The sequence below is a fragment of the Bradyrhizobium brasilense genome (assembly GCF_029714345.1).
In the GTDB taxonomy this organism is placed as follows: domain Bacteria; phylum Pseudomonadota; class Alphaproteobacteria; order Rhizobiales; family Xanthobacteraceae; genus Bradyrhizobium; species Bradyrhizobium australafricanum.
Map to the genome: position 1 here is coordinate 7,772,119 of NZ_CP121669.1, position 21,047 is coordinate 7,793,165.

Consider the following 21,047-nt stretch of genomic DNA (forward strand, 5'->3'; position numbering starts at 1 on the left):
GATAATCGGGTGGATTCGCATGCGCAACCTGTTCAACTCCCGCAATAAACTCGGCCGCAAGCTCGGCCTCGGCGCCGCACTCGTAGTCGGCTTGCTGGCTTTCGGGGGTACGGCCCAGGCCGCCAATCCGCTCGAAATGAACTTCTGGCTGTCCGGCCCGCGCTATGACGGCAATGTGGCCCCATGCGAGAAGGCCCTGACGGTCATCAGCACGCAATTCCAGGAAAAGGAAGCCACCTTCTGGAATTCGCCGCTCGTGATCACCGGCTTCAACGGGATTCACGAAACCGCCTTCCGTCCCTGGCAGTCCGACAATATTCCGCGCCGTTATTGCACGGGCGAGGCGATGCTGAGCGACGGCAAGGTGCGCAAGGTGCACTATTCGATCATCGAGGATGGCGGCTTTGCCAGCATCAATCAGGGTGTCGAATGGTGCGTCGCGGGGCTCGACCGCAACTGGGCCTATAACCCGTCCTGCAAGGCCGCCCGGCCCTGATCTCCGACCAGACTGCTAAAGCAGGAGCCGCCGCCATTTGGACGGCGGCTTTTTGTTCTTGAAATGTTCTCGCGGCCTGCTAGGCTCCGGGCGGTCGAGTGAGGGAGCGTTTGATGCCTCGGTTGGACACGATTTCCCGATTTTTGATTTCGGTTGCCATTATTCTGTGCAGTGCGGTTGGGGCCTCGGCCCAGGATCGCCGCCAGAATGCGCCCGGTGAGTTCGATTTCTATGTGCTGTCGCTGTCGTGGTCGCCCTCGTTCTGCGAGGCGGCGAGCGAGCGCGGCAACAACGGCCGCGGCACGCAGGCGCAGTGCGGCGGACGGCCCTATTCCTTCGTGGTGCACGGCCTCTGGCCGCAATATGAGCGGGGCTTTCCGGAATACTGCCAGCGGCCCTCGCCGCGACTCGCCCGCAGCATCATGAGCTCGATGCTCGACCTGATGCCGGCGCCCGGGCTGATCTACAACGAGTGGGACAAGCACGGCACCTGCTCCGGTCTCGGCGAGCGCGCCTATTTCGAAGCCATCCGCAAGGCCCGCGCCACGGTGAAGATCCCCGAGGAATTCCTGCAATTGTCGGAGCCGAAGACGGTCGCGCCCGACGAGCTGGAAACGGCGTTCATCAAGGTCAATCCTGGCCTCAGCAACTCCGCGATCTCGGTGACCTGCGACAGCAAGCGGCTCAGCGAGGTGCGGATCTGCCTCAGCAAGGATCTGCAATTCCGCTCCTGCGAGGAAATCGATCGCCGCGCCTGCCGCCGCGATCAGGTGCTGATGCCGCCGGTTCGCGGTGGCTGAAACTCTCTGCGTCATGGCCGGCAGACCCGCGCCGCGAGTCGTCGCGCAGAACGCCCCGGCCACCTGCGCCATCGCGAAACAAGCAAGATAAGGCGCAGATGCCCGGGAGCCGGCTACGCCAAGCTCGGACGTTAACCCCGCCGAAGCCTTAGCGAAGGCCGGGACAAGCCCGGGCATGACGAGTACAACATGCGCACCCTTTGGGAGCGCAGCACGATCATCACATGAACTACCGTCACGCCTTTCATGCCGGCAGCTTTGCCGACGTCATCAAGCACATCGTGCTGGTGCGCATGCTCACCTATCTGCAGGACAAGCCGGCGCCGTTCCGCGTCATCGACACCCATGCCGGCGCCGGCCTCTATGATTTGACGTCGAGCGAAGCGCAGCGCGGCGGCGAATGGCTCACCGGCATCGCCCGGCTGATGCAGGCGCGGCTCTCCGACCAGGCATTGCCGCTGATCGCGCCCTATCTCGACATCGTCAGGGCATTCAATCCGAAAGGCGAGCTGAAAGCCTATCCTGGTTCGCCGTTGATCGCTCGGGCGCTGCTGCGTCCGCAAGATCGCCTCACCGCCTGCGAGATCGAACCGACGGCGCGCAAACAACTGATCGACGCCTTGCGACGCGACGCGCAAGCGCGCGTCGTCGATCTCGACGGCTGGATGGCGCTGCCCGCATTCGTGCCGCCGAACGAACGGCGCGGCCTGGTGCTGATCGATCCGCCGTTCGAAGCGAAGGACGAGTTCGAGCGGCTGGCCAGCGCTTTCACGGAAGCGTACGCGAAGTGGCCGACCGGCTCGTATCTTTTGTGGTACCCCGTAAAAACCCGGAGAGCCACCGATGAGCTAACGCGCAGTGTGGTCGCTGCAGCAGCAAGCAGCCGGCCCGCCGGCAAATGCCTGCGATTGGAATTCAGTGTGGCACCGCAAGAAGCAGGCGCAGGCCTCGTTTCCACAGGGCTTTTGCTGGTGAATCCGCCGTGGACGCTGGCGAATGAGTTGAAGATCATCCTGCCCGAACTCGAGAAGCCGCTCGGTCAAGGCGGCGCGGGACGCTTCAGACTCGAGACGCCTAAACCATGATCGACACCTCCTACTGAAAAGTTCAATTTTGAGCATAGGCAATTTGCGCGGAACCGTATTATGCTCATCCTGTTACGACTGGCTTTACGTTCCGCTTCCGCGAATGGTTGCGGCGGAGTGACAAGGCCGAAATAAAATCCAGGCGGACCGGCGGCGTGACGCCGGCCTGTTCAGGTGGCCAAGCTTCCGACAAGCGAATGTCGGTCAACCGGTACGCGGCGTGCGCGTAGCGGTGGAGCAATACGGGGGAGGAGTTTCCCGATGGCCATGACTGGGACAGTCAAGTTCTTCAACGGAGAGCGTGGCTACGGCTTCATCAAGCCTGATGATGGCGGCCGCGATGTGTTCGTTCACATCACAGCCGTCGAGCGTGCAGGATTGAAGGACCTGACTGAAGGACAACGCATTACGTTCGAGGTTGAGCCCGACAAGAAGGGCAAGGGCCCGAAGGCGGTCAACCTGGTGGTCTCATGACGAGCGCTCGCGATGCGCGGCTCGGGATGAACACCGAATGAGGCGTTGCGTGTGAGTTGACTGCCGAGCGCGGCTAGCGCTCGCTGGATGACCACCTGCATGATGCGGACGCGACTGGCGGTGCCGCATATCCCACACGTGCGGCCCACCGATTGGATTCGCGGACGCCGCGGCGTGTATACGGTCGTGCGCGACGTTGAGATCATCAACACAAAGAAAAACCCGGCCGCGCAAGGCGCGGCCGGGAGTTGATGGTCGACGTTTTCTTGTTCTCAGAAGTGATAGTTGATGCCGGCGCGAACCAGGCTGAAGCTGTAGCCGTTCGACACGCCACCGGTGATCGTGAAATTGCTGTTGGCAAGGTCGACGTAGAGATACTCGATCTTGGCGCTCCAGTGCGGGGCGAAGCCCATTTCGGCGCCGGCACCGACGGTGAAGCCCGCATTGGTGTGGCTCTCCGTGATGCCGAACGTCTCGCCGCGCAGCTCGCCGAAGGCGAGACCGCCGGTCGCGTAGAACAGCACGTTGTTGACCGCATAGCCGGCGCGGCCGCGCACCGTGCCGAACCAAGGGTTGGAGAACTTCCACGGCGCGAACCGGTCGTCGGCTGTGGTGCCCTGGATATCGGCCTCGATACCGAACACCCAGGGGGAGCCGTTCTGGAAGTTGTAGCCGGCCTGCACGCCGCCGACGAAACCGGACGGCTTGGTCGGGTTGTTCTCGACCGAGCCCCAGCCATAGCCGACATTGCCGCCAAGATAGGGGCCGGCCCAGCTATAGGCATTGAGCGGCTGATAGACGGTATAGGGCGATCCGTAATTGAGGTCGGCCGACGCGGCCGAGGTCGTCCAGCCTGCAACGATCAGTGCCAGCGCACGCGCAACAAACCGGGTCATTGGTACTCTCCAGAACGCAACTGCCGCAGCCCGCCGGCGAGGGCCGGCGTGGTTACGGAATTCCACTTTTTTCGCTAAGGTTTATCGAGAGTTTTAAGTTAAAGGGCTGTTAAGCCCGGTTACCGGCCCGCTCATCAGTCTTAACAAGGTGTTACGCACCCCTTCCCGACGGTCCGCGCAGGGCCGGTAACCTACTGCAATCGAGGTGCTTTTTGTTGGCGCCGTCAGCGCTGGCGACCGGTCGCCCAAGCACTTAGTTTACGGCCCATGGTTCACGATTCTCCCGAGCGCCCGACGCCGGCCCCCAAGGTTGACTCCAAGGCTGCCCCCAAGCCACGGCGCGGTTCAAAGTCCGACCTGCCACAGGACGATCTGGCGCTCGATACAAGCGACGTCGATCCCGAAACCTCCGCCGCCGAGGAGGAGGACGAGGCACGCCTGCCCGAGGCTTCGGAGGACGGCGCCGAGGCGGTCGCCGAGGGCACGCTCTCGGTCGGACATGCCGCGATCGAGAACGCGGTCCGCCTCGCCCCGACCTCGCCCGGCGTCTACCGCATGCTCAACGCCGCCAACGACGTGCTCTATGTCGGCAAGGCGAAGAACGTCAAAAAGCGGCTGTCGTCCTATGCGCGGGCCAACGCGCCGCTGCCGGCGCGCATCCTGCGCATGATCGCGGCGACCACGCAGGTCGAGATCGTCTCGACCATGACCGAGACCGAGGCGCTGCTGCTCGAAGCCAATCTGATCAAGCAGCTCCGTCCGCGCTTCAATGTGCAGCTGCGGGACGACAAGTCGTTTCCCTATATTCTGATCACCGGCGACCATTGGGCGCCGCAGATCCTCAAGCATCGCGGCGCGCAGTCGCGGCCCGGGCGCTATTTCGGCCCGTTCGCCAACGCAGGCGCAGTCAACCGCACCATCACGGCGCTGCAGCGCGCGTTTCTGATCCGCTCCTGCACCGACGGCTTCTTCGAAAGCCGCAGCCGGCCCTGCCTGCTCTATCAGATCAAGCGTTGCGCCGGTCCCTGCACGCGCGAGATCGACTTCCCCGGCTATAGCGAACTGGTGCGCGAGGCGACCGAATTCCTCTCCGGCCGCAGCCACGCCGTGAAGGAGCTGCTCGCGGCCGAGATGGAGAAGGCTTCCGGTGAGCTCGAGTTCGAAACCGCGGCACTGTACCGCGACCGTCTCGCGGCGCTGTCGGCGATCCAGTCGCAGCAGGGCATCAATCCGCGCACGGTCGAAGAGGCCGATGTGTTCGCGATCCACCAGGAGGGCGGCTATTCCTGCGTCGAGGTGTTCTTCTTCCGCACCGGCCAGAACTGGGGCAACCGCGCCTATTTCCCCAAGGCCGAGAAGAGCTTCACGCCCGAGGAGGTGCTGTCCTCGTTCCTCGCGCAATTCTACGACGACAAGCCGCCGCCGAAGCTGATCCTGCTGTCGCACGAGATCGAGGAAGGCGCGTTGCTCGCCGACGCGCTGTCGGTCAAGGCCGGATCCAAGGTCGAGGTCTCGGTGCCGAAGCGCGGCGAGAAGAAGGAGCTGATCGGCCACGCCCTCACCAACGCGCGCGAGGCGCTCGGCCGCAAGCTTGCCGATACCGCGACGCAAAGCCGGCTGCTGGAGGGCATGGTCTCGACGCTCGGCCTGCCGCACACGCCCAAGCGGATCGAGGTCTACGACAACAGCCACATCCAGGGCACCAACGCGGTCGGCGCGATGATCGTGGCGGGACCCGACGGCTTCATGAAAAACCAGTACCGCAAGTTCAACATCAAGTCCGAAGGGCTGACGCCCGGCGACGATTACGGAATGATGCGCGAGGTGCTGGAACGTCGCTTCAAGCGATTGCTGAAGCCGCCGGAGGGCGAGGCCGCAGCCAAGACGAAAGCGGACGACGATTCGTTCCCGCAATGGCCCGATCTCGTCATCATCGACGGCGGCCGCGGCCAGCTCAACGCGGTGCGGGAGATCTTCCAGAATCTCGGGCTGACCGAGGTCTCGCTGATGGCGGTGGCCAAGGGTCCGGAGCGCGATGCCGGGCGCGAAACCCTGTTCATGCCCGACCGTGAGGCCATCAAGCTGGAGCCGCGGGACCCGGTGCTCTATTTCATCCAGCGGCTGCGCGACGAGGCCCATCGCTTCGTGATCGGCTCGCACCGCAAGCTGCGCAAGAAGGACATCCGCGAGGCCGGCCTGCAGGAGATCCCGGGCATCGGCCCGTCCCGCAAGCGTGCCTTGCTGCACCACTTCGGAACGCTCAAGGAGATCGAGCGGGCCTCGATCGCCGACCTCGGCAAGGTTCCCGGCGTCAGCGCCGAGAGTGCCCGCAAGATTTTCGAGTTTTTCCACGCCCAGCCGGGTTAAACCAAAGGCGAGTCATCAGGGCGTCGCCTGCGACAGGGCATCTAGGGCATGATGCGGAAAAGTGTGAGGCAGTTATCCGAAAAGATCATGCTTAAACAACGAGCTAAGGCGCTATGACGATGCAGCGCAATCTGGTCGCGCTTGACGCGTCCGCACGGTTGACCTTCTCGCTTCAGCGGTATTGGTAGAACGGATGAACATCGCCACGACCCGGGGACAGACCAAGACCATGTCCCTCCCGAATATCCTGACCTACGCCCGGATCGCCGCGATCCCGGTGGTGATCGGCTGCGTCTACTGGCAATCGATCCTGGACGGCCCGTTGTGGCTGCGCTGGGTGGCGCTGGCCGTGTTCATTGCGGCGGGAATCACCGACTACCTCGACGGCTATTATGCCCGGATGTGGGACCAGCAGTCCGCCTTCGGCCGGATGCTCGATCCGATCGCCGACAAGCTGCTGGTCGCCTCCAGCCTTCTGATGCTGGCCGCCGACAATTCGATCCATGGCTGGACGCTGTGGGCGGCGATCGTGATCCTGTGCCGTGAGATCCTGGTCTCGGGCCTGCGCGAATATCTCGCAGGGCTCAGGGTCAGCGTTCCCGTGACCAAGCTGGCGAAATGGAAGACGACGATCCAGCTGGTGGCGATCGGCTTTCTGATCGCCGGCGAAGCGGGCGAGCAGGTCTTCCCGGCCACCACCCTGATCGGCATCGTACTGCTCTGGATGTCGGCGATCTTCACGATCTACACCGGCTGGGATTATTTCCGTGCCGGCATCCATCACCTCATCAAGGAGGATGAGGGATGAAGCTGAAATATTTCGCTTGGGTGCGTGAACGCGTCGGCAAGGCTGAAGAGATCGTCGAGCCGCCGGCCGAGGTGCGCACCGTCGGCGACCTGATCGGTTGGCTTGCCGCGCGCGACGATGCCTACGCCTATGCCTTCGAGAAGCCGACGGTGATCCGCGCCGCGATCGACCACGCCCATGTCAAATCGGACGCGGCGATCTCCGGCGCCCGCGAGATCGCGTTCTTTCCGCCGATGACCGGCGGGTAGGATAGCGTTTTCGAGCGAAGTGGGTACCGGTTCGCGTGAAGAAAACGCGTCAAGCAAAGAAGTCCACATGACCGTCGCAGCGACCATCCGTATCCAGCAAGCCGACTTCGACGTCGCACAGGAGATCGCGGCCTTGAGCCGAGGCCGCACCGATGTCGGCGCGGTCGTCAGCTTCAGCGGCATCTGCCGCGGCAGCGAGCAGGGCGAGCCGATCGCGGCGCTGACGCTCGAACATTATCCAGGCATGGCGGAAGCCGAGATTGGACGCCACGCCGACGAGGCGCTGTCGCGCTGGCCGTTGCAGGGCCTCACCATCATCCATCGCTTCGGCCGCATCGCGCCGGGCGAGAACATCGTGCTGGTCGTGACCGCCTCGGCGCACCGGCAGGCCGCGTTCGAGGCCGCCGAGTTCCTGATGGACTATCTGAAGACCAACGCACCGTTCTGGAAGCGCGAGGAAAGCGCGCGCGGCACCAGCTGGATCGAGGCGCAGGGCCACGACGACGCGGCCGCCGCGCGCTGGACCAAATCCTGATGGCCAAGCGCAGCAAAGTGCCGGCCAAGCGCAGCCCCGCCGTGCCGAAAGCGCCGAAAGTCGGCGCCGGCGAACTGCACACCCTGTTCGACTTCCTGCGCTATGCGACGAGCCGCTTCAACGCAGCCAAGCTCGTGTTCGCGCACGGCACCACCGATCCGGTGGCCGAGGCCGCGTTCCTGATCTGCGAAACGCTGCACCTGCACCCCGACCAGTTCGAGAACTTCGCCACCGCACGCGTCACCGTGGCCGAAAGCAAGCAGATCCTCGACCTGATCGAGCGCCGGATCGCGACGCGGCAGCCGGCCGCCTATCTCGTCAACAAGGTCTATCTGCGCGGCCTGCCGTTCTATGTCGACGAGCGCACCATCGTGCCGCGCTCCTTCATCGGCGAATTGCTGGATTCGCATTTCGGCGGCGACGAGGACGGCACCTCGCTGATCGGCGATCCCGAGGAGGTCGAACGCGTGCTCGACCTCTGCACTGGCTCCGGCTGCCTTGCGATCCTGGCGGCCCGGCATTTCCCCAACGCCGCGGTCGATGCCGTCGATATTTCAAAGGATGCGCTCGAGGTCGCCGCGCGCAACGTCGCCGATCACGGCCTCGACCATCGCCTGACGCTCCATCGCGGCGACCTGTTCAAGCCGCTCGGCGGCAACAGATACGATCTCATCATCTCGAACCCGCCCTATGTCGACGCCGAAGGCATGGCGGCACTGCCGCGCGAGTGCCGTGCCGAGCCGAAGATCGCGTTCGATGGCGGCGCCGACGGGCTCGACATCGTCCGTCGCCTGCTCGACGAGGCGAGGCAACATCTGACCCCGCAGGGCGGGCTGCTCTGCGAGATCGGCCGCGGCCGCGACAATCTCGAGGCCGCCTATCCGAACCTGCCGCTGCTCTGGCTCGACACCGAGGACTCCGAGGGCGAGGTGTTCTGGATCGCTGCCGCCGACCTCTGACCGGCGTGGCGCCGCCGGCTCCGGCGATTTACGGTGCCCGATCCGGGCGAAGCGAAAATCGTGTGCAGTTCCAGCCGGTTCCGAAGATCGCTGGCCCGTCGAATCAACAATGGTGCTAAGGTCGCGGTCCGGGGACGTTCGGACAGAGGGCGCGGGCGCGCGACATGATTCGCATTTCGACGATCTTCATCGCCATCTGCATGGTGCTGCTCGCAGCCTCGCTCGGCTTCGTTCTGTATTCGGTGGCGGGCATCAGCGGATCGGAATCGGCGATCGTGGCGCTCGCCGCCCTCACCTGCCTGATCCTCTACAACGCGGTCTCGATGCGGCTGCGCGATCGCAGCGACGTCGGCGGCCAGATCGCGGATCTGTCGCGCGGCACCGCCGACCTTGCCCGCCAGGTCGCCGAATTCGGCCGCCGGCTCGCCGCGGTCGAGGGGCGCGTCACCTCGGCCAACTCCACCGGCGCCGACCGGATGCAGGGCATGGCCGGCGAGATCAGCGAACTCGGCGGACTGGTGCGACAGCTCGCGGCATCCGTCGCGCATCATGAGGATCTGCTGGCGGCGGCTCCGGCGGTGCAGCCGGTCGCGTCCCCGCGTGACGATGTGCTGCAACGGGTTGCGCCTGCGCCGACCGTCGTGGTTGCGCCGGCGCCGCCACCTGCGGCTCCGTCGGAGGTCTCGCGCAGCCAGACCCAGCTGATCGGCGCGATCAAGCAGGCCATCGACGAGAACCGCCTCGACATCTACCTGCAGCCGATGGTGACGCTGCCGCAGCGCAAGGTGCGCTTCTACGAGGCGGTGACGCGGCTGCGCGACGAGCGCGACCAGGTGCTGGCCGCCGAGGATTTCATCGAGGCGGCCGAGGCCGGCGGCCTGATCGGCCGCATCGATCACATGGTGATGCTTCGCTGCGTCCAGGTGCTGCGCCGCCTGATGATCCGCAGCAAGGATGTCGGCGTGTTCTGCAACGTCTCGGCGACGACGCTGTCCAACCCGGCGCATTTCACCCAGTGTCTCGACTTCCTCGAGGCCAACCGCGCGCTGGCGCCGTCCTTCGTGCTCGAGTTCAAGCAGACGACCTTCCGCAATCTCGGCCCGACTGAAAGCGAGAACCTCGCGGCGCTGGCACAGCGCGGCTACCGGTTCTCGATCGACCATGTCAGCGACCTCCGCCTCGAGCCGCGCGAGCTCGCCGATCGCGGCGTCCGCTTCATCAAGGTGCCGGCGGCGCTGCTGCTCGACGCCAAGCAGATCGCGAGCACCGATATCCATCCTTCCGATCTGTCCGACCTGCTCGGCCGCTACGGCATCGACCTGATCGCCGAACGGATCGAGGGCGAACGCTCGGTGGTCGACCTGCTCGATTACGATGTCCGGTTCGGCCAGGGGTTCCTGTTCGCGCCGCCGCGGCCGTTGCGGCCCGAGGGGGCATCTGCTACCGCCGAGTCTGCACAGACCAACCCCCAGGATCTTAATGGCGCCAGCACTTCAGCCCCAGTCTCCAGCCCCGCAGCTTCGCCGCGCGCAACCGGCAGCGCCGCGCTGGCGCGCCGCGCCCTCGGTCCAAATTAGCCGGCAATTTGCATCATGACCTCACTGCGTTTCGTGGAGCAGCTGCGCGACCTCGTCGGCGGCGTCGATGTGGTGCTGTCGGACATCTGGGGCGTCGTGCACAACGGGCTCGAGTCCTTCCCCGAGGCCTGCGAGGCACTGCACACATTCCGCCAGCAAGGCGGTACGGTCATCCTGATCACCAACGCGCCGCGGCCGGCCGATTCCGTGCAGCGGCAACTGCGCAAGCTCGGCGTCGCCGACGAGACCTATGACGCGATCGTCTCCTCGGGTGACCTGACGCGCCACTTCGTCGCCGATCATCCCGGCCAGAAGATCTTCTGGATCGGCCCGGAGCGCGACAGCTCGATCCACCGCGGCCTCGACGCCACCTTGGTGCCGCTGGAGCAGGCCGACTACATCATCTGCACCGGCCTATTCGACGACGAAACCGAGTCGGCCGAAGATTATCGCGACACGCTGCTGAAGGCGCTCGAGCGCAAGCTCACGCTGGTCTGCGCCAATCCCGATATCGTGGTCGAGCGCGGCGACCGGCTGATCTATTGCGCCGGGGCGGTCGCCGAACTCTATCGCGAGCTCGGCGGCGAGGTGATCTTCTACGGCAAGCCGCACCGGCCGATCTATGAGCGCGCCATGGCTCTGGCCACCGAACGCCGCGGGCGTCCGACCGAGCTCAGCCGCGTGCTCGCGATCGGCGATTCCGTACGCACCGATCTCACCGGCGCCCTTGGATTCGGCATCGATCTCCTGTTCGTAACGCGTGGCATCCATTCCGAACAGTTCGAGGGCATCGAGCAGCTCGATGCGGCCTCGATCAAGGAATTGTTCGGCCACCCGCCGCGCGCGCTGATGCGCGAGCTGAAGTGGTAGCCAAAAGGTCGCCGGACTCCCTCGCCCTGCTATTCACGGGGCGAGGTGAAGGGGCGCGCCGCCAAAATATCGAAAACAACCCCATGCAAAGTAGCCAGCGGCGGCCGACGTTCGACAGCCAACTTGACACGTCGGGCAACTCAGCGATATTCTTCTAATATTCCGAAATCGTGCAGCCGCCCTCCCCCTCGTCTTGCAAGCGGGGCGGGTAAAGGGAAGCGTGATCAAATGCAAATGCCCGGGACAAACCCGGGCATGCGTGAATTTCAGCCGATGCGATCGATGTCGGGCGTCTTACGCCGTCGCCATGTCCGGGAACACCGCCTCGATCTTGGTCTTCAGCGTGGCCGCATTGAACGGCTTGACGATGTAGTTGTTCACGCCGGCCTTCTTGGCCGCGATCACATTCTCGGTCTTGGATTCCGCCGTGATCATGATGAAGGGCGTGGTCGCAAGGTTGGGATCGGCGCGGACTTCCTTGAGCAGGTCGTAGCCGGTCATCGGCTCCATGTTCCAGTCGGAAATCACCAGGCCATACTTCTTGCCGCGCATCTTGTTCAGCGCTGCGGAGCCGTCGGAGGCATCGTCGATATTTTCGAATCCAAGCTGCTTGAGAAGATTCCGGATGATGCGGATCATGGTGCTGTAATCATCAACCACCAGAACCGGCATGGACAAATCAACCGCCATCTTTCCCCCCAAAACACAAACGCAACTTGGCTTCTGCACAAACGCAGCTTTCCGCCAACGACTAACAGCAGCCGTTAAACAGCGCGTTAACCGGCTGAATCCGGATTGTTACGGATTTGACGCGATTTTCGTTAGCCTTGACTTCCACGCCGCCGCCGCGTCACGGTCCGGCCCGCACCAATCATGCTTAAGAATCCTTGAAGAATACCGCTCATGAGCACCGGCTTTACCGTTATCCGCGACAACACCCCCGCAAGCGCCATTCCGAAAGGCGCCGTGGTCGCGATGGGGAATTTCGATGGCGTCCATCTCGGTCACCGCGCCGTGATCGGCGCGGCGCTCGCGATGGGCAAGGCGCACGGCGTGCCCGCGCTCGCCGTGACCTTCGAGCCGCATCCGCGCAGCTTCTTCAGCCCGAACACCCCGCAATTCCGTCTCACGGACGAGACCAACAAGCTGCGGCTGCTCGCGGCCACCGGCCTCGCCGGTGCCGTCGTCATGACGTTCGACAAGGCGCGCGCCGGCACCTCGGCACAGGATTTCATTCACCACGACCTGATCGGCCGGCTCGGCATCAGCGGGATCGCGGTCGGTTACGACTTCCATTTCGGCAAGGGCCGGGTCGGCTCGCCGAGCCTCCTGGTCAGCGAAGCGCCGCGGCTCGGCATCGAGGTCGACGTGCAGGCCCATGTCGACATCGAGGAGCGCCCGGTTTCCTCCAGCGCCATCCGCATGGCGCTCGCCGAGGGCGAGATCGCGGATGCAACCACGATGCTGGGCGGACCGTGGTTCGTCACCGGCAAGGTGATCCACGGCGAGAAGCGCGGCCGCGACCTCGGCTACCCCACTGCCAATATCCGCCTCAACAAGCATTGCGGACTGAAGCACGGCATCTATGCGGTGCGGGTCGGCAAGGGCTCGCAACGGTTCGACGGTGTCGCAAGCTTCGGGCGCCGGCCGACCTTCGACAACGGCGCGCCGCTGCTCGAGGTGTTCCTGTTCGACTTCAAGGGCGATCTGTACGACGCGGTCCTTGATGTCGCATTCATCGGTTTCATTCGCGAAGAGCTGAAATTCGACACCATCGAGGCGTTGATACGCCAGATGGATGACGACAGCGCCAAGGCGCGCGCGGTGCTGGCCGCGGCGCCCGACGCGTTCCCACAGCTCGGAGTGATTGGTTGAACCGGACTGAAAAGCAAAAAATGCTGGCGGGCGAGCTGTATCGCCCGGATGCAGAGCTCGCCGCCGAGCATACAGCGGCGGAACAATGGATGGCACGCTACAATGCGTCGGGCGCATCGTCCGCGGCCGAGTTGCACGCGCTGCTTGGCGAGCGCTTCCGCAAGGTCGGCAGGGATGCCGTGATACGCCCGCCGTTCTTCTGCGATTACGGCAGCAATATCAGCCTCGGCGACGGCGTGTTCCTCAACTTCAATTGCGTGATCCTCGACGTCGTCGAGGTCGCGATCGGCGATCGGACCCAGATCGGACCCGCGGTGCAGATCTATACCGCCGACCACCCGCGCGATGCCGAAACCCGCCGCGCCGGGCTGGAATTCGGCCGCCCGATCCGGATCGGCAGCGACGTCTGGATCGGCGGCGGTGCCATCATCCTGCCCGGTGTCACGATCGGCGACGGCGCCCTGGTCGGGGCCGGCAGCGTGGTCACACGGAACGTCGCCCCCGGCGCGATCGTGGCGGGAAATCCGGCCCGGGCACGGCCGGCCTGAACCGCGCCATGCGCGGCCCTGCGAGCCACCGGGGGCTTTGCGATTTCCCCGTCCGGCTGCTATGGAAACCCCATGTTTTCGCGGCGCATCATACGGATTAGCGGCCCGGCTTCCGCCTGAGCCTGAAGGCTCGGCGCAAGACCGGGACTTCGCCGTTTCACCCGCGATTGATCGCGTATCCGCGCCCGCACCTGCCAAATCAGAGCTTTCATGTCCGACAAGCCGCAAAAGACCGACGCCCAAAAGACTGACGTTAGGGACTATTCCAAGACCCTTTACCTGCCGCAGACGGAATTCCCGATGCGCGCCGGCCTGCCCCAGCGCGAGCCGGAAATCCTGAAATACTGGAACGAGATCGGCCTCTACGACAAGCTCCGCCGGGAAGCCGAAGGCCGTGCCAAATTCGTCCTGCACGACGGCCCGCCCTACGCCAACGGCAACATCCATATCGGGCACGCGCTGAACAAGATCCTCAAGGACGTCGTGACCAAGAGCCAGCAGATGCTCGGCTTCGACTCCAACTACGTGCCGGGCTGGGACTGCCACGGCCTGCCGATCGAATGGAAGATCGAGGAGGAGAACTACCGCTCCAAGGGCAAGCAGAAGCCCGATTTCCGCGACTCGGCGGCGATGGTCGCGTTCCGCAAGGAATGCCGTGCCTATGCGACGCACTGGATCAACGTGCAGCGCGAGGAGTTCAAGCGGCTCGGCATCATCGGCGACTGGGACCATCCCTACCAGACGATGAGCTATCCGGCCGAAGCCCAGATCGCCCGGGAGCTGATGAAGTTCGCCGCCAACGGCACGCTCTATCGCGGCTCGAAGCCGGTGATGTGGAGCGTGGTCGAGAAGACCGCGCTTGCCGAAGCCGAGGTCGAATACGAGGACTACACCTCCGACATGGTGTGGGTGAAATTCCCGGTCACCTCGCCGGCGCATGGCGCGCTGGCCAATGCCTCGGTCGTGATCTGGACCACCACGCCGTGGACGCTGCCCGGCAACCGCGCCATCTCGTTCTCGCCGAAGATCGCCTATGGCCTCTACAAGGTGACGGACGCGCCGGCGGACAATTGGGCCAAGACCGGCGATCTCCTGATCCTGGCCGACGCGCTTGCCGGCGAGGTGTTCAAGCAGGCCCGCGTCACGTCCTATGAGAAGGTCCGCGATATTCCCGGCGACACGCTGGACGCCGTGGAATGCGCCCATCCGCTGCGCGGCTTCGGTGGCGGCTACGAATTCATCGTGCCGCTGCTCGCCGGCGAGCATGTTACCGACGACACCGGCACCGGCTTCGTGCACACCGCGCCGAGCCACGGCCGCGAGGACTTCGACGTCTGGACGGCCAACACCCGCGAGCTCGATGCGCGCGGCATCCCGACGGCGATCCCGTATACGGTCGACGAGAACGGTGCCTACACGGCGCAGGCGCCGGGCTTCACCGGCAAACGCGTGCTCAACGACAAGGGCGAGAAGGGCGATGCCAACGAGGCCGTGATCAAGGCGCTGATCGAGGCCGGCAGGCTGCTCGCGCGCGGCCGCCTCAAGCACCAGTATCCGCACTCCTGGCGCTCCAAGAAGCCGGTGATCTTCCGCAACACGCCGCAATGGTTCATCGCGATGGACAAGCCCATCGCCGAGAATGGCCATGCGAAGAAGGGCGACACGCTGCGCGCCCGCGCGCTGCACGCGATTTCGGTCACGCAATGGGTGCCGCCGGCGGGCGAGAACCGCATCAACGGCATGATCGCCAACCGTCCCGACTGGGTGATCTCGCGGCAGCGCGCCTGGGGCGTGCCGATCGCCGTGTTCGTGCGGGAGAACAGCGACGGCTCCGCCGAGATCCTGCAGGACGAGGTCGTCAACCAGCGCATCACCGAGGCGTTCATGGAGGAAGGCGCCGATGCCTGGTACATGGACGGCGCCCGCGAGCGCTTCCTTGGCAGCCGCGCGTCCGAGAACTGGAAGAAGGTCGACGACATCTGCGACGTCTGGTTCGATTCCGGCTCCACGCATGCCTTCGTGCTGGAAGACCGCCAGAACTTCCCGCAGCTCGGCAACATCGTCCGCAAGGTCGATGGCGGCAACGACACCGTGATGTATCTCGAAGGCAGCGACCAGCATCGCGGCTGGTTCCACTCGTCGCTGCTGGAAAGTGCCGGCACGCGCGGACGCGCGCCCTATGACATCGTGCTGACCCACGGCTTCACGCTCGACGAGAACGGCCGGAAGATGTCGAAGTCGCTCGGCAACACCGTCGAGCCGCAGAAGGTGATCAAGGATTCCGGCGCGGATATCCTGCGCCTGTGGGTCTGCGCCACCGACTATGCCGACGACCAGCGCATCGGCCCGGAGATCCTCAAGAACACCATCGAGACCTACCGCAAGCTGCGCAACTCGATCCGCTGGATGCTCGGCACGCTGCATCATTTCAAGCCGAGCGAGAAGGTCGCCTTTGCCGAGATGCCCGAACTCGAGCGGCTGATGCTGCACGAGCTCGCCGGCCACACCGAGACCATCCGCAAGGCCTATGCCGACTTCGACTACAAGACCGTGGTCGCAAGCCTCGCGGCCTTCATGAACTCCGAGCTGTCGGCGTTCTACTTCGACATCCGCAAGGACACGCTGTATTGCGATCCGCCGTCCTCGGTGGCGCGCAAGGCGGCGCTGACCACGATCGATCTGCTCTGCGACGCGATCCTGAAATGGCTGGCGCCGATCCTCAGCTTCACCACCGACGAAGCCTGGCGGATGTATCGGCCGAGCGCCGAGCCTTCGGTGCATCTGACGCTGTTCCCCGAAGGTCTCGAGCAGTTTCAAGACGACGCGCTTGCCGCGAAGTGGGAGACGGTCCGCAACGTCCGCCGCGTCGTCACCGGCGCGCTCGAACTCGAACGCGCCGCCAAGCGGATCGGCTCCTCGCTCGAGGCATCGCCGGTGATCTACGTCGCTGACAGGGAGATGCTGGCCACGCTGTTCGATATCGATCTCGCCGAAGTCTGCATCACCTCGAACTACGAGGTGCGCGAGGGCGAGGCGCCGGCGAACGCCTTCCGCCTCGACGCCGTGCCTGGCGTTGCCGTCGTGGTCGAGAAGGCGGTCGGCACCAAATGCGCCCGTTCGTGGAAGATCCTGCCGACGGTGGGCGAGGACGGCGAATATCCCGACGTCTCGCCGCGCGACGCGCAAGCGCTGCGCGAATGGAAGGCGCTGGAGGTCACGGCTTGAGCTCGCCCGTGCGCGCCGGTGTGCTTGCGGCGGTGATCACCCTGATCGCCGACCAGGCCTCCAAGCTCTGGCTGCTCCACGTCCTCGACATCGTGCATCACGCCCCGGTGCGGGTGACGCCGTTCTTCGACCTGGTGCTCGCCTGGAATCCGGGGATCAGCTTCGGCTGGTTCCAGAGCGAGACCCCGGCGGCCCAGATCCTGCTGATGGTGATCAAGGCCGCGGCCGTGATCGCGCTGGCGATCTGGATGGCGCGGTCGCGGACCTTGCTCGCGACGGTGTCGCTCGGCCTGATCATCGGCGGTGCCATCGGGAATGGCATCGACCGCTTCGCCTATGGCGCGGTGGTCGATTTTGCCCTGCTTCATGCCGAGATCGGGGGAAAAACCTTCAATTGGTACATCTTCAACCTTGCCGATGTAGCCATCGTTGCTGGCGTGGCAGCCCTATTGTATGATTCCGTGGTGGGGACCCCCGCCGTAAAAGCGCCCTGATCCCGGCCGATACGAGCCGGTCAGCGGCCCACACCTGTATCAAGCGGAACTGTGCCTAAGCCAGTGATCGCTTTGGCGAATTTTGAGATGGGAATGGCGCAATGCGCAACACCAAAGCCCGCGGTTACCTGATCGAGACGTCCCGGCTGTCGCTGATGCGCGGCCTGCGCCTGGCGTTCGTCGCAGCCGGGATCGGCCTTGTCATGACGGCCGGCCCGGTGCGCGCCGGCGACGATGAGGATGACGGCGACGACGGCCTGACCTTCGAAGAGCGGATCGTCGACAATCTGATGACCGGGCTCGGCGCCAAGAGCGCGGCCAGCAAGGGCATCGACTACCGCGAGCGCTCGCCGCTGGTGGTGCCGCCGAAGCTGGATTTGCCCCCGCCGGCATCGACCGCCCAGGTCAACGCGCCGAACTGGCCGAAGGACCCTGATCTCGCGGCGCGCAAGGCTGCGATCGCAGCGCGCAAGAAGGAAGTTAAGAAGGAGCCCTGGCAGTCAGCGGTAGCGTTGACGCCGGCCGAGATCGAGGCGGGCCGCAAGCAGCAGACCGCCACCGATGGCCGGAAAGAGCCGCTGGAGCCGGGCGTGAGCACCAATCCGTCGCTGATGCCGAGCCAGCTCGGTTACACCGGCGGCCTGCTCGGCATGTTCAAGGGGAACAGCAGCGAGTCCAAGCCGTTCAAGGGCGAGCCGACGCGCGATTCCCTGACCGAGCCGCCGCCCGGCTACCAGACGCCGTCCGCGGGCTATGCCTACGGCACCGGCCCGCAGGCGCCGATGGCGAAAGAAGGCCAGTACGACGTCATGACCGGAAAACCGGTGCAGTGATCGCTTGGCCTCCGCGGGCGAAGGCTGACATGAGCAAAGCTTAATGCGGGGCGGCGGGTGTCTCTCCGCTTCGTGACCATCGGCACGGGAACGACCGTGTACGATGGCTTGCTTTCGCGCCCCGGCCGGTGTCCGGGCTTTCATAAGGACCATGATGCGCTCTCGCCGATCGATCGCCCTGTTCGCTGCCGCATTCGTTTCCACCATCCCGCTGCCGGGTGCCAGCCTCCGCGCCCAGACCACCGTCACCTCGGAACGCCCCGCCAGTTTCACGCTCGACAACGGCCTGCAGGTCGTGGTGATCCCCGACCACCGCACGCCCGTGGTCACGCAGATGATCTGGTACAAGGTCGGCTCGGCCGACGAGACGCCCGGCAAATCGGGCCTCGCGCATTTCCTCGAGCATCTGATGTTCAAGGGCACCGCCAAGCATCCGGCGGGCGAGTTCTCGCAGACCGTGCTGCGCGTCGGCGGCAATGAGAACGCCTTCACCTCGGTCGACTACACCGGCTACTTCCAGCGCGTGCCGCGCGAGCAGCTGCCCACCATGATGGAGTTCGAGGCCGACCGCATGACCGGCCTGATCCTCAAGGACGAGAACGTGCTGCCCGAGCGCGACGTCGTGCTGGAGGAGTTCAACATGCGGGTTGCCAACAACCCGGATGCAAGGCTGGCCGAGCAGATCATGGCCGCGCTCTATCTCAACCATCCCTATGGCCGGCCGGTGATCGGCTGGCACCAGGAGATCGAGAAGCTCGACCGCGAGGATGCGCTGGCCTTCTACCGGCGCTTCTACGCGCCGAACAACGCCATCCTGGTCATCGCCGGCGACGTCGACGTCAAGGATATCCGCCCGCTGGTCGAGAAGAATTTCGGCCCGATCCCGGCGCAGCATGCGATCCCCGAGAAGCGGGTCAGGCCGCAGGAGCCGACACCGGCCGCGCCGCGCACCGTGACGCTGTCGGATCCGCGCGTCGAGCAGCCGAGCCTGCGCCGCTATTACCTGGTGCCGTCGGCGACGACGGCGGCAGCGGGCGAGAGCCAGGCGCTCGATGTGCTCGCGCAGTTGATGGGCGGCGGCGCCAACTCCTATCTCTATCGCTCGCTGGTGATCGACAAGGGCCTCGCGATCTCGGCCGGCGCCGGCTACCAGGGCACCTCGCTCGATCCGTCGCAATTCTCGATCTCGGTGACGCCGAAACCCGGCGTCGAGTTCGCGCAGATCGAGGACGCGATCGACAAGGTGATCGCCGATCTTGCGCAGAACCCGGCGCGCGCCGAGGATCTCGAACGGGTCAAGACCCAGCTCATCGCGGAGGCGATCTACGCCCAGGACAACCAGGCGACACTGGCACGCTGGTATGGCGGCGCACTGACCACCGGGCTCAGCATCGAGGATATCCGCAGCTGGCCGGATCGCATTCGCGCCGTCACCGCCGAGCAGGTGCGCACTGCTGCCGCCAGCTGGCTCGACAAGAAGCGGTCGGTGACCGGCTATCTGATCAAGGATACTGCGCCGAAACGCGAGGAGAAGCGCTCGTGATCTATTCCCTCACCCGCCGTGCGGCGCTGATCGGCGGCGCCTGCGCCGCGCTGCTGACGCTGACGTCGGCGCCCTCGCAGGCCGCGGCCAAGATCCAGCGGCTGGTGTCGCCGGGCGGCATCGAGGCGTGGTTCGTGCAGGACGCGACCGTGCCGCTGATCGCGATGGAATATGCCTTCAGCGGCGGCGCCAGCCAGGATCCGCCCGGCAAGCCCGGCGTCGGCAATCTGGTCGCCGACCTGCTCGACGAGGGCTCCGGCGATCTCGATTCCAAAACCTATCATGAGCGGCTCGAGCGCCGCGCCATCGAGCTCAGCTTCCAGTCGAACCGCGATCAGTTCCGCGGCTCGCTGCGCATGCTCAAGGACAACAAGGACGAAGCCTACGACCTGTTGCGGATGGCGCTGACCTCGCCGCACTTCGAGCCGAAGGACGTCGAACGGATCCGCGCCCAGGTGATCGCCAATCTGCGCCGCGAATCGACCAATCCGTCCTCGCTGGCCGGCCGCAAGTTCCTCGAGCTCGCCTTCGGCGATCACCCCTATGCCAGAACGGCCACCGGCACGCTCGACAGCGTGCCGACCATCCAGATCCCGGATCTCAAGGACTATACCCGCCGCATCATCGCCAAGGATACGCTGCGCGTTGCCGTGGTCGGTGACGTCGATCCCGATACGCTCGGCAAGCTGCTGGACAAGACCTTTGGCGGCCTGCCGGCGAAAGCCGAATTGACGCCCGTCCCCGACGTCGTGGCGACCCGGCCGCCGCAGCGCGCCTTCGTCCCGCTCGATGTGCCGCAGACCGTCGTCACCTTCGGCGGCCCCGGCATTAACCGGCATGACCCGGACTTCATGGCGGCCTATGTGGTGAACCACATTCTCGGCGGCGGCGGGCTGTCGTCGCGGCTCTACAAGGAAGTGCGCGAGAAGCGCGGGCTGGCCTACTCGATCTACGAAGCGCTGGTCTGGATGGATCACTCCGCGCTGTTCATCGGCAACACCGGCACCCGCGCCGATCGCGCCGGCGAGACCGTCGATGCGATCGAAGCGGAAGTGCGCCGCATCGCCGAGGAAGGTCCGACGCAGAAGGAACTCGACGAGGCGAAGTCCTACCTGAAGGGCTCGCAGATGCTGGCGCTCGACACCTCCTCCAAGCTCGCGCAGGCGATGCTGCAATACCAGCTCGACAAGCTGCCGATCGATTACATCGAGAAGCGCAACGCCATCGTCGATGCGGTGACGCTCGACGATGCCAAGCGGGTCGCCAAAAGGCTCTGGGGCAACGGCCTGCTCACCGCAATCGTCGGCCGTGCCCCGCAAGCCGCGGCGCAGCCGGTGTCGGCGCCGCCGAAGGCGAACTGACGCGTTTCGGCGGGCATCCACTTCTTCATACACCACCGTTGTGGCCACCCCTC

The 21,047-nt window shown here is 65.0% G+C and carries 20 protein-coding genes; 18 read left to right on the forward strand and 2 right to left on the reverse strand.

The annotated features are described in order from the left end of the window. Positions 1–19 precede the first annotated feature (19 nt). The 4 genes from QA635_RS35855 to QA635_RS35870 all read left to right on the forward strand — a co-directional run bounded on the left by QA635_RS35855 (position 20) and on the right by QA635_RS35870 (position 2,855). Positions 20–496 carry a hypothetical protein gene (locus QA635_RS35855; protein ID WP_283064523.1) on the forward strand — a complete coding sequence of 159 codons (477 nt, stop codon included), beginning with the start codon at positions 20–22 and terminating at the stop codon, positions 494–496. A gap of 113 nt (positions 497–609) precedes the next feature. Continuing rightward, positions 610–1,296, forward strand: a complete 687-nt coding sequence (locus tag QA635_RS35860) for a ribonuclease T2 family protein (protein WP_038377299.1) — start codon at positions 610–612, stop codon at positions 1,294–1,296. Between the two features lie 224 nt (positions 1,297–1,520). Further along, on the forward strand, positions 1,521–2,381 hold the full coding sequence (locus QA635_RS35865) for a 23S rRNA (adenine(2030)-N(6))-methyltransferase RlmJ (RefSeq protein WP_092089046.1): 861 nt from the start codon (positions 1,521–1,523) through the stop codon (positions 2,379–2,381). 261 nt (positions 2,382–2,642) lie between these two features. Next, the gene (locus QA635_RS35870) at positions 2,643–2,855 is read left to right on the forward strand and encodes a cold-shock protein (RefSeq protein ID WP_016844477.1); all 213 of its coding nucleotides are present in this window, start codon (positions 2,643–2,645) and stop codon (positions 2,853–2,855) included. Positions 2,856–3,127: 272 nt separating this feature from the next. On the opposite strand, the gene QA635_RS35875 is transcribed toward QA635_RS35870, so the two are convergent. Next, positions 3,128–3,751 carry an outer membrane protein gene (locus tag QA635_RS35875; RefSeq protein WP_016844476.1) on the reverse strand — a complete coding sequence of 208 codons (624 nt, stop codon included), beginning with the start codon at positions 3,749–3,751 and terminating at the stop codon, positions 3,128–3,130. A 267-nt stretch (positions 3,752–4,018) separates the two neighbouring features. On the opposite strand from QA635_RS35875, the gene uvrC reads away from it, so the two are divergent. From uvrC to QA635_RS35910, 7 genes are all read left to right on the forward strand, one after another. Next, entirely contained in the window at positions 4,019–6,118 is a 2,100-nt protein-coding gene (gene uvrC / locus QA635_RS35880) for an excinuclease ABC subunit UvrC (protein ID WP_283064538.1), read from the forward strand. 193 nt (positions 6,119–6,311) lie between these two features. Then, positions 6,312–6,926, forward strand: coding sequence for a CDP-diacylglycerol--glycerol-3-phosphate 3-phosphatidyltransferase (pgsA, locus tag QA635_RS35885; protein ID WP_016844474.1), 615 nt, complete (start codon positions 6,312–6,314; stop codon positions 6,924–6,926). Further along, positions 6,923–7,174, forward strand: a complete 252-nt coding sequence (moaD, locus tag QA635_RS35890; protein ID WP_028333074.1) for a molybdopterin converting factor subunit 1 — start codon at positions 6,923–6,925, stop codon at positions 7,172–7,174. Before pgsA ends, moaD begins: the two co-directional genes overlap by 4 nt. A gap of 67 nt (positions 7,175–7,241) precedes the next feature. Continuing rightward, positions 7,242–7,709, forward strand: coding sequence for a molybdenum cofactor biosynthesis protein MoaE (locus QA635_RS35895; RefSeq protein ID WP_283064544.1), 468 nt, complete (start codon positions 7,242–7,244; stop codon positions 7,707–7,709). Beyond that, entirely contained in the window at positions 7,709–8,668 is a 960-nt protein-coding gene (gene prmB, locus QA635_RS35900) for a 50S ribosomal protein L3 N(5)-glutamine methyltransferase (RefSeq protein ID WP_283064546.1), read from the forward strand. Before QA635_RS35895 ends, prmB begins: the two co-directional genes overlap by 1 nt. A gap of 164 nt (positions 8,669–8,832) precedes the next feature. Then, positions 8,833–10,245, forward strand: coding sequence for an EAL domain-containing protein (locus QA635_RS35905; RefSeq protein ID WP_283064548.1), 1,413 nt, complete (start codon positions 8,833–8,835; stop codon positions 10,243–10,245). A gap of 15 nt (positions 10,246–10,260) precedes the next feature. Further along, positions 10,261–11,115 carry a TIGR01459 family HAD-type hydrolase gene (locus QA635_RS35910; RefSeq protein WP_076825548.1) on the forward strand — a complete coding sequence of 285 codons (855 nt, stop codon included), beginning with the start codon at positions 10,261–10,263 and terminating at the stop codon, positions 11,113–11,115. A gap of 294 nt (positions 11,116–11,409) precedes the next feature. Here QA635_RS35910 and QA635_RS35915 read toward each other — a convergent pair whose 3' ends face one another. Then, a complete protein-coding gene (locus QA635_RS35915; protein ID WP_016844467.1) occupies positions 11,410–11,805 on the reverse strand; it encodes a response regulator in 396 nt (131 codons plus the stop codon). A gap of 213 nt (positions 11,806–12,018) precedes the next feature. Here QA635_RS35915 and QA635_RS35920 point away from each other — a divergent pair, with 213 nt between their 5' ends. The 7 genes from QA635_RS35920 (at position 12,019) to QA635_RS35950 (ending at position 20,994) form a co-directional block, all read left to right on the forward strand. Next, on the forward strand, positions 12,019–12,990 hold the full coding sequence (locus QA635_RS35920) for a bifunctional riboflavin kinase/FAD synthetase (protein WP_283064549.1): 972 nt from the start codon (positions 12,019–12,021) through the stop codon (positions 12,988–12,990). Continuing rightward, positions 12,987–13,538 carry a sugar O-acetyltransferase gene (locus tag QA635_RS35925; RefSeq protein ID WP_283064552.1) on the forward strand — a complete coding sequence of 184 codons (552 nt, stop codon included), beginning with the start codon at positions 12,987–12,989 and terminating at the stop codon, positions 13,536–13,538. The genes QA635_RS35920 and QA635_RS35925 overlap by 4 nt, the downstream gene beginning before the upstream one ends. A 210-nt stretch (positions 13,539–13,748) precedes the next feature. Beyond that, a complete protein-coding gene (gene ileS, locus QA635_RS35930; protein ID WP_283064553.1) occupies positions 13,749–16,763 on the forward strand; it encodes an isoleucine--tRNA ligase in 3,015 nt (1,004 codons plus the stop codon). Then, a complete protein-coding gene (lspA, locus tag QA635_RS35935; RefSeq protein WP_283064555.1) occupies positions 16,736–17,257 on the forward strand; it encodes a signal peptidase II in 522 nt (173 codons plus the stop codon). The genes ileS and lspA overlap by 28 nt, the downstream gene beginning before the upstream one ends. Positions 17,258–17,358: 101 nt before the next feature. Continuing rightward, complete coding sequence (locus QA635_RS35940) at positions 17,359–18,090, forward strand: hypothetical protein (RefSeq protein ID WP_225645620.1); 732 nt, start codon at positions 17,359–17,361, stop codon at positions 18,088–18,090. A gap of 151 nt (positions 18,091–18,241) precedes the next feature. Continuing rightward, positions 18,242–19,633 carry a M16 family metallopeptidase gene (locus QA635_RS35945; RefSeq protein WP_176731370.1) on the forward strand — a complete coding sequence of 464 codons (1,392 nt, stop codon included), beginning with the start codon at positions 18,242–18,244 and terminating at the stop codon, positions 19,631–19,633. Beyond that, positions 19,630–20,994 (forward strand): M16 family metallopeptidase, encoded by a 1,365-nt coding sequence (locus QA635_RS35950; protein WP_425249094.1) that lies wholly within the window; start codon positions 19,630–19,632, stop codon positions 20,992–20,994. Before QA635_RS35945 ends, QA635_RS35950 begins: the two co-directional genes overlap by 4 nt. Positions 20,995–21,047 lie beyond the last annotated feature (53 nt).